Raw genomic sequence first — 14,510 nt, forward strand, 5'->3', positions numbered from 1 at the left:
GGTCCGCTCCCTTCCCGTCGGGTCCTGGTCGTGCCGTCAGTAGCCATGCTGCCCCAGACCCCCCTGGTTAGACTCGCTGGCATGTCTGGCCAGTCACTGCTCGTGCCCGGGGAACTCTCCCCCCACCGCCCCGTCCCCGCCGCCATCCGGCGCCCCGAGTACGTCGGGAAGTCCGCCCCGACCCCGTACACGGGCCCGGAGGTCCAGGACTCCGACACCGTCGAGCGCATGCGGATCGCCGGCCGTATCGCCGCGCGGGCGATGGAGGAGGCCGCCCGGCACATCGCCCCCGGGGTGACCACGGACGCGTTGGACCGGGTCGCCCATGAGTACATGTGCGACCACGGCGCCTACCCCTCCACCCTCGGCTACCGGGGCTTCCCCAAGTCGCTCTGCTCCTCGGTCAACGAGGTCATCTGCCACGGCATCCCCGACTCCACGGTGCTGCGCGACGGCGACATCGTGAACCTCGACGTCACCGCGTACATCGGCGGGGTGCACGGCGACAACAACGCCACCTACCTCTGCGGCGAGGTCGACGAGGAGTCCCGGCTGCTGGTGGAGCGGACCCGTGAGTCGCTGAACCGGGCCATCAAGGCGGTCCGGCCCGGCCGCCAGATCAATGTGATCGGGCGGGTCATCGAGTCGTACGCCAAGCGGTTCGGCTACGGCGTGGTCCGCGACTTCACCGGCCACGGGATCAACACCGCCTTCCACTCCGGTCTGATCGTCCCGCACTACGACTCCCCGCACGCCACCACCGTGATCCAGCCCGGTATGACCTTCACCATCGAGCCGATGCTGACGCTGGGGACGCACGAGTACGACATGTGGGACGACGGCTGGACCGTGGTCACCAAGGACCGCAAGCGCACGGCCCAGTTCGAGCACACGCTGGTGGTGACGGAGACCGGAGCGGACATTCTCACCCTGCCCTGAACAAACGGCGCGGAATCTTTTTACCGACAGGACGTCGGGAACCCATTGACTTAGGTAAGCCTAAGTAGGATGATCGGAGGCGGTACCGGCCATGGCCGCGTGCCGCCCGTTCGTCCGCCCCCTGTCCTGGAGGTCCCTGCCTTGGACGCCACCGCCACCGCCACGCCCACCGGCACACCTTTCTCGACGCTGATCCGTGTGGCATCGCACGAACAGCACACCGAGGCGGAGAGCTCCCCGTTCATGGGGCACCTCCTCGGCGGCAGACTCGGAGTGGAGGCGTACGCGCGCTACACCGAGCAGCTCTGGTTCGTGTACCGCGCGCTGGAGGGAGCGGCGGAGGCGCTGCGGAACGACCCGGTCGCCGGGCCGTTCATCCAGTCGGAGCTGTTCCGCACCGCCGAGCTGGAGCGCGATCTGACGCATCTGCGGGGCGAGGGCTGGCAGGCGAGCGCGACCCCGCTCCCCGCGACGGCGGCGTACGCCGAGCGGGTCGAGGAGTGCGCCCGCGTCTGGCCCGCCGGTTACATAGCGCACCACTACACCCGCTATCTGGGCGACCTCTCCGGCGGCCAGATCATCCGTGACCGCGCGGAGAAGACCTGGGGCTTCGAGCGCAAGGGCGACGGCGTGCGCTTCTACGTCTTCGAGGGCATCGGCAACCCGGCGGCGTTCAAGCGGACCTACCGCGAGCTGCTGGACGCGGTGCGCGCCGACGACCTGGAGAAGCAGCGGATCATCGACGAGTGCAAGCGCGCGTTCGACTTCAACGGCGCGGTCTTCCGCGAGCTGAACGGCGAGTTCCCGCTCAGCGCCTGAGCCCTGAACCGCTCCCGCGCGACCGCGCACCCGCGACCGCGCGGCGGCACCCGCACCCGCACGCACGAGCCCCGGGGCCTTCGAGAGGCCCCGGGGCTCAGCTCATGAGCCGCAGCGCCTCGGCGACGCTCAGCCGGCGGGCCGGCACCGGGGCCGGGCCCGCGATGCCCCGCGCGCGCGGGGGCGCGGGCGCGGCGAGCCGTACCCGTCCGCCGATCTCCACCGTGCCGTCGGGGCCGGGGGCCGTGAGAATCTGCGACCCCCGGCCCTGGGTGATGTTCAGGGCGCGCCCGAGCAGGTCGGTGAGCAGCAGGGCGGCGGCGCCGGTCGCCTCGTCCTCCGCGATGCCGTCGTCGCGCCGGGGGAAGCCCCGGGCGCGCACCCGTCCCGCGGCCTCGTCCTCCCACGCCCAGGCGTAGAGCCAGCCGTCGCCGGGGGGCGGCGCGGGCAGGGCGTCGACCTCCGCCGGGGTGGCGTACCGCTCCAGGAGACGCGGGGGCGCCCAGGCGGCGCGGGCGGTGATCCAGGTGAACTCGCCGTCCCCGCGCGCCCACACGGGCCCCGCGGGCGGGTTCAGCTCCTCCAGGTCCAGCAGCCAGGCGGCGCCCACGAGAGGGTGTCCGGCGAAGGGGAGCCGGAGGGTGGGAGTGTAGATGTCCACGGTCCCGCGCTCGGGGTCGTCCACGAAGACGGTCTCGCTGAAGCCGAGTTCGGCGGCGAGTCTCTGCCGGGACGCCCGGTCGGGGAAGCCGCGCGGATCGCGGACGACCCCGAGGGGGTTGCCGTGCCGGCCGTCGGCGTCGCAGAAGACATGGAGCACATCGAGCACATGGCGCAGCTCGCGATCGCGTTCGTTCACGGGGGCATTGAAGCACCAGCGGGGCCGCGATCCGCGCGAAGTGCGCTGATCGCGGCCCTGTTGTCACCCTGAGGCGGTGCCGTGCGGGCGGTGTCAGGAGGCGGTGGTCCCGGTGCCCCGGCGGCGGACGGCGAAGACCACGCCCGCTCCGGCCGCGACGATGCCCGCCGACGCGGCGATCAGCGCGGTGGCGGGGAGGTCGGCGCCGGTGGAGGCGAGCGCACCGCTGGTGGAGCCGCCCGTCGAGCCGCCGGTCGCACCGCCCGTGGTGCCACCGGTCGTGCCGCCGCCGGTCGAGCCGCCGACGGAGCCCGAGCCGCCCGTGGTCCCGCTGCCGGTCGTGCCACTGCCCGTGCCACTGCCCGTGGAGCCGCCGGTGGTGCCACCGGTGGAGCCGCCGCCCGTCGAGCCGCCGTCGGAACCGCCGGAGGTGTCGGGGACCTCGGTGTCCTTGTCGAGCGAGACCGCGAGCGTGATCGGGTCGAGCGGCTCGTTCACCTCGTACAGGTCCTCGAAGCCCTTCCTGGCGCCCTCGGCGGTGAGCTTGCCCGGGACGGCGGTGAGCTTCACGATGTTGTTCTCGGCCTTGAGGCCGCCGGCCGGGATGGTCAGCGCGCCCAGTTCGACGTCCTTGTGGACGGAGACCTTGCCCGTGTCGCGGGACTTGGTCCTCACATCCACGACGATCGAGCCCTTGGTGCCGCTCGCCCTGACCTCGATGCCGCTCATCGTCAGGTCGAGGCCGTAGGCGCCGTCCTTGAGGTGGCCCAGGAAACGGACGCTGCCGTCGAAGGAGGCCGCGAGGGTCTTCGTGCCGGCGTCGAAGGTTCCCGTGCCCTTGGTGAAGCGGTAGAGGTCGCCCGACTTCACCGCGCCGTCCGCGAATTCGGCCTTGCCGTGGGCGATCGGGCCGGAGACGTACTTGCGCCAGCGCTCCATCAGGCCCCAGTCGAGATTGCCGTCGGCGATCACACCGTTGCGCGCGGCCGGGCCGCCGGAGGAGCCGGTGCCGCCGGACGGCTTCGCCTCCGGCCTGAACCCGGAGTTCTTCGTGTGCGAGGGCGCGGGGGAGGCGGAGGTGGTGGCCTCCGGCTCGGTCTCCGGCTCGGTCTCCGGGTCCGGTGCGGGGGAGGTGGAGGTGGAGGTGGACGGGGAGGGCCGGGTGCCGCCGCCCGCCGTCTTCACCGAGAGGGAGACCGTGTCCAGCACCTCGTCCTCCGGGTAGTTGAGGAACGCCTCGGCGCCCTCGGCGGTCAGGGTCGCCGGGATGGACCCGAAGAGCATCTCGCCCTTCCCGCCCGAGCCCTTCGTCGCCTTGGTCATGTCGAGGTCGGCGATCGGCACGTCCTGGGTGGTCTTTCCGTCCAGGGTGATGTCGCCCTGGATCGTCCCCGCCTCCCGGTCGCTGATCATCCGCACATCGGAGAGCTTGAGGGAGAAGTGGCGGGCGGAGAAGAGCACACTGCCCCGGAAGGCCACCTTGTTGACATGGGTGCCCAGGTCGTACGTGCCGGTGCCGTCCGTGAAGCCGAAGGGGCCGTTGCCCGCGGCCTGCTCGGCGCCGTCGGCGACCGTGATGTTCTCCGCCTTCACATACTCGCGGAAGGACTTCTTGAAGCCCCAGTCCAGCCGGCCCGCCTCCAGCTGGTACACGGTGGAGCCGGACGGAGCGGACGCCGCCGGGGCGGCGGGCTTCGAGGTGTCGGCCGCGACCGCCGGGAGGGCGAGGGCACTGGCTCCCAGCGCCGCGGCGGTGGCCGCGGCGGCGGCGAGGACGAGGGGACGGCGGGTGGCTGGCATGGTGCGTTGCTCCTTGGGGGGAATCAGTTCTGCGGCGTCGTGCGGCGACGGCGCACAACGGTCAGGGCGATGGCGGCGGCGACGAGCAGCCCGGCGCCCACGGCGATGTACACCCAGGTGAGGGAGGAGGAGTCGGAGGAGTCGGCGGCGGGGGCCGCGTCGTCGGCGGACTTCCCGGCGGACTTCTGGGCCGTCTTCTGCTCGCTCTGCTCCGCCGCCGGGCTCGGCTCGCTGCCGAGGTCGGGCAGCGCGGGCAGTTCGGCCTTCTTGTCGACGGCCACGGCGAGCGAGACCGGGTCCATGGCGGTGCCCGCCTTGTACATCGAGCCGAACGCCTTGGCGCCGCCCTCGGTGAGCGTGGCCGGGGCCTCGGTGAGGGAGGCGAGCCCGTCCTTCACGGCGAAGTCCTTCGCGGCGAAGGTGACCAGCTCCACGTCCTTCTGCGTCCTGCCCTCGCTCGCCACATCGGCGCTGAGGGTGCCCCTGCCGTCCTTCACCTCGGTGGTGACCTCGGAGAGGGTGAGGTCGAGGTGCTCGCCGGTGAAGCGGACGGCTCCGGCGAAGGAGGCGTTCAGGGACTGCTTCCCCGCGTCGTAGGTGCCCTTGCCCCGCGGGAAGCGGAAGAGGGCCCCGCCGTCCTGGGCGCCTTCGGTCAGGGTCCACTTGCCCTGGGCGATGGAGCCGGTGACGTACTCGCGGAAGGTGCGGCGCACGCCCCAGTCGACGGCCCCGTCCCGCACCGGGCCCGAGCGCTGCCCGGACGCGGCGGCCCCCTTCTCCGTCCTCTCCGTCTTCTCCGCCTTCTCGGCGGGCTCGCCCGCCTCGGTCCCCTTCTCGTCGGCCGGCGGCGCGGCGGGGGTCTCCCGCCGCTGGTCGGCGGCGACGTCGACGCTGAGGCTGATCGGGTCCAGCGGGGTGCCCGCGGTGTAGAAGCCGGCGAAGGCGTCGGCGCCCTGCGAGGTCAGCGTGGTGGGGATGTTGTTGAGCCGGACCGGCCCCGTGCCGCCCTTCATGTTGATGCCGGAGAGGTTGAGCGCGGCGAAGGGGACCTGGGTGGAGGTGGTGACCTCGCCGGTGCCCCGGGCCTTGCTCACCATGTCGACATGGAGCGTGCCCTTCCCGCCGGAGACGCGGACCGTGGGGCGGCTGACCTTGAGGTCCATCTCCCGGCTGCCGTCGGGCTTCTCGTGTCCGGTGAAGTGGACACCGCCGCTGAAGCGGGCCTCGAACGCTCCGGTCGCGGGGTCGTAGCCGCCCTGGGCCGAGTGGAAGCGGAAGAGGCTGTCCCCGACGGTGGCCGCGCCGCCGGTCAGGGTGAAGTTGCCCTTGGCTATGGGGCCGGTGACGTACTTCTGGAAGGAGGACTTCAGCCCCCAGTCGAGTCTGCCGCCCTGCACCGAGCGTTCCGCCGCGTGGGCGGTGCCCGTCGGGAGCAGGGTTCCGAGCAGGGCCGCGAGGATGGCGGCGGCCGGCACACGGGCCCGTCTGTACGGCAGCATGAGGTCCCTCCGGGGGGTACGGCATCTAGCAGAGCGAGGTAAGGCTAACCTAAGCTATGTCCAGCCTGTGCCGGTAGCCCCATGCATTCCGGTTTTGGCCATTCGGGTCCGGTTCCGGCGCAGTCGGCGAACCCGGGACAACCAGGGGGAATCGCCCCCAGCGCCACGCCGACAACGGCATGGAACGGAACGACAGGACGGTGCTCTCGGTGCTCTCGCAGGCCTCGGTGCCCTTGGTGCCCTCGGTGCGCAGATTTCGGCTGGTGGGTGCGGCGCTGACCGCGTTCACCGTCGCCCTGGTGGCGACGGGCTGTGGCGGTGGTTCCGCTTCGCCCGCCGGGGACGGATCGGGGAAGGCGAAGCCGGCCGCTTCCGCGACCGCCGACCGGGTCGAGCCGCTGGGCGGCACACCCACCCCCGAACTGCCGGTCACCGTGGACTCGGCGGACGGGCGGAAGGTGACCGTCGCCTCCACCGAGCGGATCGTTCCGCTCACCGGATCGCTGAGTGAGATCGTCTTCACCCTGGGGCTGGGCGAGCGGGTGGTGGCCCGCGATGTCACCGCCACCTTCGAACAGGCCGAGAAGCTGCCGGTGGTGACCCGGGGCCACGATGTCTCCGCCGAGAGCGTGCTCTCGCTGAAGCCCACCGTTGTCCTCGCCGAGACCGTCTCCGGTCCCGCTGAATCCATTCAGCAGATCCGCGACGCGGGCATTCCGCTGGTGGTGGTGGAGACCGCGAAGGGCCTCGACGACGTGGGGACCCGGATCGACGCGGTGGCCGGGATGCTGGGTGTGCCGGCCGCGGGCGAGGAGTTGAGGGAGCGTACGCGGGACCGGATCGCAGCGGTCCAGAAGAACATCCCGGAGCCGGCCGAGGGCAAGAAGCCCCGGGTGGCGTTCCTGTATCTGCGGGGCACGGCCTCGGTGTACCTGCTCGGCGGCGCGAACTCCGGCGCCGCGTCGCTGCTGGAGGCGGCGGGCGCGGTGGACGCGGGCAAGGAGTCCGGACTGACCAAGGACTTCACCGCGATCACCAGCGAGGCGCTCGCCAAGGCCGCGCCCGACGCGATCCTCGTGATGTCCAAGGGGCTGGACTCGGTGGGCGGCGTGGACGGCCTGGTGAAGATCCCGGGCGTGGCGCAGACCCCGGCGGGCATGGACCGCCGCGTGGTGTCGGTGCCGGACGGGGTGCTGCTCAACTACGGGCCCCGCACGGACGAGGTGCTCCAGTCCCTGGTGGACCAGTTGTACGCGGGCGGTAAGGGACGATGACGACAGAAGCCGCGTCCCGTACGCCGGAGCCGGCGGGGACGCCCTCGGCCGGGGAGCCCGCCGGAAGACCTCCCGTACCGCTCGCCGGGGAAGCACCCGCCGGTGCCGGGGAATCCCCCGGGAAGCCGGTGCCGGTGGTGCCCGCCGGGCGGCGCACCACCGCGTATCTCCTCACCGCCGGGATGCTCGGCGCGCTCTTCCTCATCACGCTCGTCTCCGCCGGATACGGCGCCTACGACATCCCCGTCGGCGATGTCATCGCCTCCGCCCAGCACCGTCTGGGCCTCGGCGGACAGGCCCTGGACCGGGTCGGCGAGAGCGTGCTGTGGAACGTGCGGCTGCCCCGGGTGGTGCTCGCGCTGCTCGTCGGGGCGTCGCTGGGGTGCGCCGGGGCGCTGATGCAGGGGGTCTTCGGCAATCCGCTCGCCGAGCCCGGCATCATCGGCATCTCCTCCGGTGCCGCCGTGGGCGCGGTGGCCTCCATCGCGCTCGGGCTGAGCTTCTTCGGCAACTGGACCATCACCGCCTGCGCCTTCGTCGCGGGGCTCGTGACGGTGCTGCTGGTGTACGCGCTCTCGCGCTCCGGCGGGCGGACCGAGGTCGTCACGCTCATCCTCACCGGTATCGCCGTCAACGCCTTCGCGGGCGCGCTGATCGGTCTCTTCATCTTCTTCGCGGACAACGCGCAGATCACCCAGATCACCTTCTGGCAGCTGGGCTCGCTCTCCCAGGCGACCTGGCCCAAGGTGCTCGCGGTGCTGCCGTGCACCGTCCTCGGACTGCTCATCGCGCCCTTCTACGCGCGGAAGCTGGATCTGCTGGCCCTCGGTGAGCGGCCCGCCCGCCATCTCGGCGTCGATGTGGAACGGCTCCGTATCGTGCTCATCCTGGTCGTGGCGCTGCTCACCGCCGCCGCGGTCGCCGTCGCCGGCATCATCACCTTCGTGGGGCTGCTCGTACCGCATCTGCTGCGGATGGCGAACGGGCCGGGGCACCGCTTCCTGGTGCCCGGCTCCGCGCTCGGCGGGGCGCTGGTGCTGGCGCTCGGGGATCTCGCGGCGCGGACGATCGCCGAGCCCGCCGAGCTTCCGCTCGGGGTGCTCACCGCACTCTTCGGCAGCCCGTTCTTCTTCTGGCTGCTGCGCAGGACCCGTCGCAGGCAAGGTGGTTGGGCGTGAGGGCTCTCTTCGGTATCCGCAGGCGCGAGTTGCCCGGGCGTCCCGCGCCCGGGGAGGTGCTCGCCGAGGCGAGCGGGCTGCATGTCCGGCTCGGGGGGCGTGAGGTGCTCGCCGGGATCGAGATCGCGGCGCGCGCGGGTGAGGTGCTGGCGCTCGTCGGGCCCAATGGCGCGGGGAAGTCGACGCTGTTCGGGGCGCTCGCCGCCGATCTGGCCGCCGACCGGGGCTCGGTACGGATCGCCGGGCGGCCCGCCGGGGAGTGGACCGCCGGGGAGCTGGCGCTGCGGAGGGCGGTGCTGCCGCAGGCCGCGGCGCTCTCCTTCCCCTTCCCGGTGGAGGAGGTCGTCCGGATGGGGCGGGCGCCGTGGGCGGGGACGGAACTGGACGAGGAGGACGACGCGGCGGTCGCGGAGGCGATGGCGGCGACGGAGACCGGGGAGTTCGCGGGGCGTCCGTTCGCCGCGCTCTCCGGGGGCGAGCGGGCCCGGGTGGCGCTGGCCCGGGTGCTGGCCCAGCGGGCCTCGCTGCTGCTGCTGGACGAGCCGACGGCGGCGCTGGACCTGCGCCACCAGGAGCTGGTGCTGCGGATCTGCCGGGAGCGGGCGGGGGCGGGGGACGCGGTGGTGGTGGTCCTGCACGACCTGGGGCTGGCGGCGGCGTACGCGGATCGGGTGGCGGTGCTGCACGAGGGGCGGGTCGCGGTGGAGGGGGGGCCGGCGGAGGTTTTCGAGGAGGGCTTGCTGAGCCGTGTCTACCGCCAGCCGGTGGAGGTGTTCCCCCACCCGCGCTCGGGCACCCCGGTGGTCCTCCCCCACCGCGCCACCCCCTAGGTCGTCTCTTTCGGATCGTGCCGGGCTCGCGAGCCCTGACCCGTCCGACCCGTGAGGACGGCCCCCTGTGCCACAGGCCCCCGCATCCCGCAGGCCACGGTCGGGGGCCCACCCCCGAACCCCCGCTCCTCAAACGCCGGAGAGGCTGGGTTCGCTCGGGCTTCCAACAGCCTGAGTGGGTGCACCCCAGCCGGTCCGGGGGCACCTCCCAGAGGCAGCTCTGGGGGAGTTTGAGGACGGACCCCGGGCCACAGGACCCCGCACAGTGCGGGCCCGGGTCGGAGGCCCCCGTGGCTCAGTCGGCCGGCCGGGCCGGGGGCGCCGGTGTGGACGGGCGAGCACTCGTCACCCCGCCCCACCCCGGTAGGCTTCGGGCGTTCACCGGGGGCGAGGAGAAGACGACGGATGAGAAGGCAGCCGAACCGCCGGAGCCGGGCGGCGACGGGTGGCCCGGTGGTCGCGGTGGCGCTCGCGCTCGCGCTGGCGGCGAGCGGGTGTGTGACGGTGCACGGCGAGCGGGCGATCGTCCCGGCGGCCACCCGCGCCGAGGCGGCCGAGGCGCTGAAGGAGTTCACCGCCGCGTACAACGCCGCCGACAAGGCGTACGACCCCGCCCTCAGCGCCCCCCGCGTCACCGGCGCGCTCGGCGCCATCAACCAGGCGGGCCTGCGGTCCCGGAGCGTCACCTTCCCCGACGGCAACAAGGACCATGTCCCCCTGGAGCTGACGGACGCGAAGTTCACCGTCCCGAAGAAGGCCGGCTGGCCCCGCTACTTCCTCGCCGACGCCGACTCCAACCGCGACGACGACGTCGGCCCCGCCGACAACCGCTGGGTGATCGTCTTCCTCCGCAACGGCCCGGACCAGCTCTGGCGGGCCGCCTATCTGACGATCCTCGCCCCGGCCGACATCCCCGCGCTGAAGACCGACAAGGACGGCTTCGGCGAACCGGTCGCCGTCGACACCACCGCGCTGTCCCACGCGCCGGGCGGACTCGGCGAGCAGTACGTCTCCTACCTCCGGACCGGCGAGCCGGCCGCCTTCGAGGACGGCCCGCACACCTCCGTCTGGCGCGAATCCCGCGCGAAGGCCGCCAAGCGGCCCGGCCGCTCCCGGCAGTATCTGGACGAACCGGTGGACCGGGGCGACTACGCCCCGCTGGCGCTGGCGACCGAGGACGGCGGGGCGCTCGTCTTCTTCACCGTGCGGAACTTCGAGCGCGAGACCACCGCGAAGGGGGTCCGGATCGAGATCGGCCCCGATGTGCGGGCGCTGCTGAACGGCGAGGTCACGAACTCGCTCACCAAGGAGATGGTCTCCGGCCAGGCGGTGCGCGTCCCGCCGGCGGGCGGCGGGGCGGCGGACGGCAGGGTCGAGGTGCTGGGCAGGCTGACGGGGATGACCTCGGCGAAGGGCTTCTAGGTCGTCTCTTTCGGATCGTGCCGGGCTCGCGAGCCCCGGCACCGCGCCTCGCCGATCCGGCCCGATCCGAAAGAAACTCCCCAGCGCCCCGGGAAATCCCGGACACCCCGGACATCCCGGGGCCCCCGGAGGCCCGGGATCAGCGCCGCCCGCCCATGGGCCACGCCACCCGGTGTCCCGACAGCCCCTTCTCGTACCGCTCGTACTCCGCGTACGCCTCGTCCGCCGCCAGCGCCTGCACCTCGCCCGCGTACCGCGCGCACGCGTCGGTCAGCGTCTCCAGCAGGGTCAGCGGGTCGGGCAGCGGATGCTCGGGGCCGCGCACCCACCGCACGTCGTGGTCGCCGGGCAGCCGCGCGGGCGGTACGAGGACATAGCTGCCCCGGCAGTGCCAGCGCAGCCCCGGGTGCTCGTCCATGGTCTCGGGGCGGCAGTCCAGCTCGCAGGGCCACCACTCGTCCTCGTCCTCCGGGGTGCCCCGGGTGGCGGTGAAGAAGAGCGCGCGCCCCTCCTCGCCCTCGCCGCCGGACTCGGCGACGGGCCCGACCTCGACGCCCTCGTCGAGGAGCCGCTCCAGGGCGGCGCGCCCGGCGTCCAGCGGGACGTCCAGCACATCGTGGATCATGCCGGTCGCGGTGATGAAGTTGGCGTCCGGCTCGCCCTCGGCCCAGCGCTGGATCTGCGCGCGGTCGGTGGTGGACTGGGTCTGCCAGGCGAAGGAGACGGGGTGCCGGCCGGGGGTGGGACAGCCGATCCGCTCACACGAGCAGCGGTACGCGACGGGGTAGGCGGCGGGTGCCAGTGGCATCCCGGCGGCGGCGACGGCAAGCAGCAGATTCTCGCGGCGGGAGCCGTCGGTCTCGGTGGTGTCCTTGGGGCGCCTGCGCAGCCACTGGGGCAGCCGGCTCTCCCAGGTGAGCCTGTTCTCCGTGCCGCTGGTGTTGCGGCCTTTGCCGTCGCCCATCTATCCCCTCACACCTCACACTCGCCCCAGGTGGTCTCTACCATCGTCCCACCATCCTGCGCTGTGGGTGTCCACAGTTTCCCACCGGGGGGTTCCCGGCGCGGGGGGCGGCCGGGGGCGGAAAGGGTCAGTCGTGGGGCGCGAGGCCGCCGAGGGCGTAGTCGACCAGGGTGTCCGCGTACGCGTGGGTGAGCGGAAGGGTCCGCAGCAGCCAGCGGTGCATCAGCGGTCCGACAAAGAGTTCGAGCGCGATCCGGAGATCGAGTTTGGGCCGCAGTCCGCCCGCCTCCTCGGCCGCGCGCAGCCGGTCGGCGTAGAGCCGGAGGGAGGGTTCGAGGAGCTTCTCCACGAACTGCGCCCCCAGCGCCGGATCGACCACTCCCTCGGCGGCGAGCGCCCGGGTGGGGCCGTCGTAGACCGGGTCGTTCATCTCGTCGACGGTGGCGCGCAGCACCGCCTTGAGGTCGGCGGCGAGATCACCGGTGTCGGGGATGGCGGTCTCGCCCCCGGCGGCCCGGTCGGCGAGGTCGAGATAGGCCTCCAGGAGCACGGCGGACTTGGAGGGCCACCAGCGGTAGATCGTCTGCTTGCCGACCCCGGCGCGGGAGGCGATTCCCTCGATGGTGGTACGGGCGTAGCCGGCCTCGGCGACCATGGCGAGGGCGGCGTCGTAGATGGCACGGCGGGAGCGCTCGCTGCGGCGGCCGGCGTCGGGCGCCTTCGCGCCCGGGGCCCTGCCGCTCCGGGCGCCGCCGCCGGGCGCTGCTGTGGTGCCGTGCGCCTGTGCGCCCCGCGCCTCGGAATCGTTCATGGGCCCAATCTAGCAATGCCGAATCCGAGACGTTTCGTCTTCTTTCGATTCCGGTGGTGTCCGCTCCGGAGCGCCTCCGGCGAATTGGCCTCACCATGGCTGGAACACGCACGCCGACCGCGTGCCGACCACCGCAGTCGTATGTGAGGAGCCCTCATTGCGCTCATCGCTCCATGACGCATCGCCGCGCCGCTATCTGATGTGCCCACCCGCGCACTTCATGGTGACGTACTCCATCAACCCGTGGATGGACCCGGCGAAACCCGTTGACCTGCCGCTGGCCATGACCCAGTGGGAGGATCTGCGGGACCGTTACCGCTCGCTCGGCCACACCGTCGAGCTGCTCGGCCCGCGCCCCGGCCTGCCGGACATGGTCTACGCCGCGAACGGCGCGACCGTCGTCGACGGCAGGGTCCTGCTCGCCCGGTTCGCCCACCGGGAGCGGGAGCCGGAGGCCGAGGCCCATCTGGACTGGTTCCGGGGGGCCGGGTTCACCGAGATCCGGGAACCGGTCCACATCAACGAGGGCGAGGGGGACTTCGCGGTCACCTCGTCGTACGTCCTGGCCGGGCGGGGGTTCCGGTCGAGCCCGCTCTCCCACGGAGAGGCCCAGGAGTTCTTCGGCAGGCCGGTGATCGGCCTGGATCTGGTGGACCCGCGCTACTACCACCTCGACACCGCGCTCGCCGTGCTCGACGACGCGGCGGACGAGGTCATGTACTACCCCGGGGCCTTCTCGCCCGGCAGCCGCGAGGTGCTGGCGAGGCTCTTCCCGGACGCGCTGCTCGCACGGGAGCGGGACGCGGCGGCGCTCGGTCTGAACGCGGTGAGCGACGGGCTGCATGTGCTGCTGCCGCAGGCGGCGGTGGGCCTTTTCGAGCCACTGCGGGACCGGGGGTATGAACCGATCGGGATGGATCTGGGCGAGTTGCTCAAGGGCGGCGGCAGCGTGAAGTGCTGTACGCAGGAGCTGCGGCCGTGAGCTGAGACACCCGCCGGGCCCGGCGCGCCGGCTCCCGCCCTCCCTCCCCCCGGGCTCAGCCCCGGGGCGGAGCCGGGGGCGGGGGCCAGGGGTCGCCCCACTCGGCGTCGCGGGCGGCCTTGTAGAGAGGGCCCTGCCGCTTGGTGACGTTCTCGCGGCCCAGGGACCCGTCCGCCGCGCAGAGGTCCAGCTGGACCAGGCCCTTGCGGATCTGGGGGCGGCGGGTGACGCGGGCGGGCGCCGGGGCGGGCGGGAAGCGGGTGGCGGCGACATAGCTGAACTTCTCGTCCTCGTAGGGCAGCGATCCGCCCTTCACCTGCCGGTGGAGCGAGGAGCGGCTGACCCGGGCCGCGAAGTGGCACCAGTCGGAGCCGGGGACGATGGGGCAGTCCGCGCTGTGGGGGCAGGGGGCCGCGACGGTCATGCCCGCGGCGATCAGCCGCTCGCGGGCCTCGATCACACGGCGATAGCCGTCGGGGGTGCCGGGCTCGACGATCAGCACGGCGCCGAGGGCGGCCCGCGCGGCCTCGGTGACGACGGCGGCGCGGTCGCCCTCGGTCAGCTCCTTGAGGACGTACGACACGGTGACGAGATCGGTGCTCTCGATCCGGAGCGACGCACTGATACGAGAGCGCTCCCAGCGGGCGGTGGTGAGCCCCGGCACCCCGGAGGCCATGGCCAGCTCCCGGCCGAGGGCGAGCGCGGGCTCGGCCCAGTCCAGGACGGTGGTCCGGGGCCCCTCGCCGTCGCCGCCGCCGTCGCCGTCGCCCGTGGGTGTCTCGCCCTCCCATGCCTCCGCCACCGCCCAGCTCGCCGCGCCGGTGCCGCCGCCGATGTCGGTGTGGGTGGCCGGCACCCAGGCGGGGGCGGCGTCCCGGAGCGCGGCGAGCGCCGACCGTACGGCCTCGAAGGTCGCGGGCATCCGGTACGCGGCGTAGGCGGCGACATCGGAGCGGTCCCGCAGCACCGGGGCGTCGGTCGGGGTGGTCCCCCGGTAGCTGGAGATCAGCCGGTCGACGGCCCGGGCGGCCTGGGTCGGCGGCAGCCCGTCGAGCAGCCCGGCGAGGGCGGAGCGCAGGGCTTCCGCAGGGGGGAGGGTGGAAGGCACTGGGAGATTCTAGGCGCCGGGCACC

At 73.0% G+C, this 14,510-nt stretch carries 13 protein-coding genes; 7 read left to right on the top strand and 6 right to left on the bottom strand.

Annotated features, from left to right (window positions below; all coding sequences use genetic code 11):
• The first annotated feature begins 81 nt into the window (after window positions 1–81).
• Together map and ABT122_RS02730 are read left to right on the top strand one after the other, a co-directional pair.
• Entirely contained in the window at window positions 82–939 is an 858-nt protein-coding gene (gene map / locus ABT122_RS02725) for a type I methionyl aminopeptidase (protein WP_351544231.1), read from the top strand.
• Between the two features lie 141 nt (window positions 940–1,080).
• Entirely contained in the window at window positions 1,081–1,758 is a 678-nt protein-coding gene (locus tag ABT122_RS02730; protein ID WP_351544234.1) for a biliverdin-producing heme oxygenase, read from the top strand.
• Between the two features lie 97 nt (window positions 1,759–1,855).
• Here ABT122_RS02730 and ABT122_RS02735 read toward each other — a convergent pair whose 3' ends face one another.
• The 3 genes from ABT122_RS02735 to ABT122_RS02745 all read right to left on the bottom strand — a co-directional run bounded on the left by ABT122_RS02735 (window position 1,856) and on the right by ABT122_RS02745 (window position 5,916).
• The gene (locus ABT122_RS02735; protein ID WP_351544236.1) at window positions 1,856–2,617 is read right to left on the bottom strand and encodes a PhzF family phenazine biosynthesis protein; all 762 of its coding nucleotides are present in this window, start codon (window positions 2,615–2,617) and stop codon (window positions 1,856–1,858) included.
• 93 nt (window positions 2,618–2,710) lie between these two features.
• Window positions 2,711–4,417: an HtaA domain-containing protein gene (locus ABT122_RS02740; protein WP_351544238.1), complete on the bottom strand. Its 1,707-nt coding sequence runs from the start codon at window positions 4,415–4,417 to the stop codon at window positions 2,711–2,713.
• A gap of 23 nt (window positions 4,418–4,440) precedes the next feature.
• Window positions 4,441–5,916 (bottom strand): HtaA domain-containing protein, encoded by a 1,476-nt coding sequence (locus tag ABT122_RS02745; protein ID WP_351544240.1) that lies wholly within the window; start codon window positions 5,914–5,916, stop codon window positions 4,441–4,443.
• 179 nt (window positions 5,917–6,095) lie between these two features.
• Here ABT122_RS02745 and ABT122_RS02750 point away from each other — a divergent pair, with 179 nt between their 5' ends.
• The 4 genes from ABT122_RS02750 (at window position 6,096) to ABT122_RS02765 (ending at window position 10,620) form a co-directional block, all read left to right on the top strand.
• Window positions 6,096–7,190, top strand: coding sequence for a heme/hemin ABC transporter substrate-binding protein (locus tag ABT122_RS02750; RefSeq protein WP_351544242.1), 1,095 nt, complete (start codon window positions 6,096–6,098; stop codon window positions 7,188–7,190).
• On the top strand, window positions 7,187–8,368 hold the full coding sequence (locus ABT122_RS02755; RefSeq protein ID WP_351544245.1) for a FecCD family ABC transporter permease: 1,182 nt from the start codon (window positions 7,187–7,189) through the stop codon (window positions 8,366–8,368). The genes ABT122_RS02750 and ABT122_RS02755 overlap by 4 nt, the downstream gene beginning before the upstream one ends.
• Window positions 8,365–9,198, top strand: a complete 834-nt coding sequence (locus ABT122_RS02760; protein WP_451068008.1) for a heme ABC transporter ATP-binding protein — start codon at window positions 8,365–8,367, stop codon at window positions 9,196–9,198. Before ABT122_RS02755 ends, ABT122_RS02760 begins: the two co-directional genes overlap by 4 nt.
• A gap of 405 nt (window positions 9,199–9,603) precedes the next feature.
• Window positions 9,604–10,620, top strand: a complete 1,017-nt coding sequence (locus ABT122_RS02765; RefSeq protein ID WP_351544251.1) for an SCO2278 family lipoprotein — start codon at window positions 9,604–9,606, stop codon at window positions 10,618–10,620.
• Window positions 10,621–10,759: 139 nt separating this feature from the next.
• Here ABT122_RS02765 and ABT122_RS02770 read toward each other — a convergent pair whose 3' ends face one another.
• Window positions 10,760–11,584 (bottom strand): bifunctional DNA primase/polymerase, encoded by an 825-nt coding sequence (locus tag ABT122_RS02770; RefSeq protein ID WP_351544254.1) that lies wholly within the window; start codon window positions 11,582–11,584, stop codon window positions 10,760–10,762.
• Window positions 11,585–11,711: 127 nt separating this feature from the next.
• Window positions 11,712–12,395 (bottom strand): TetR/AcrR family transcriptional regulator, encoded by a 684-nt coding sequence (locus tag ABT122_RS02775; protein ID WP_351544257.1) that lies wholly within the window; start codon window positions 12,393–12,395, stop codon window positions 11,712–11,714.
• 157 nt (window positions 12,396–12,552) lie between these two features.
• On the opposite strand from ABT122_RS02775, the gene ddaH reads away from it, so the two are divergent.
• Window positions 12,553–13,377 (top strand): dimethylargininase, encoded by an 825-nt coding sequence (gene ddaH / locus ABT122_RS02780; RefSeq protein WP_351544260.1) that lies wholly within the window; start codon window positions 12,553–12,555, stop codon window positions 13,375–13,377.
• 55 nt (window positions 13,378–13,432) lie between these two features.
• Here the strand turns inward: ddaH and ABT122_RS02785 are convergent, their stop codons facing one another.
• On the bottom strand, window positions 13,433–14,485 hold the full coding sequence (locus ABT122_RS02785) for a small ribosomal subunit Rsm22 family protein (RefSeq protein ID WP_351544263.1): 1,053 nt from the start codon (window positions 14,483–14,485) through the stop codon (window positions 13,433–13,435).
• Window positions 14,486–14,510: the final 25 nt, after the last annotated feature.

This window comes from Streptomyces sp. NPDC001985 (genome assembly GCF_040296845.1).
Lineage (GTDB): Bacteria > Actinomycetota > Actinomycetes > Streptomycetales > Streptomycetaceae > Streptomyces.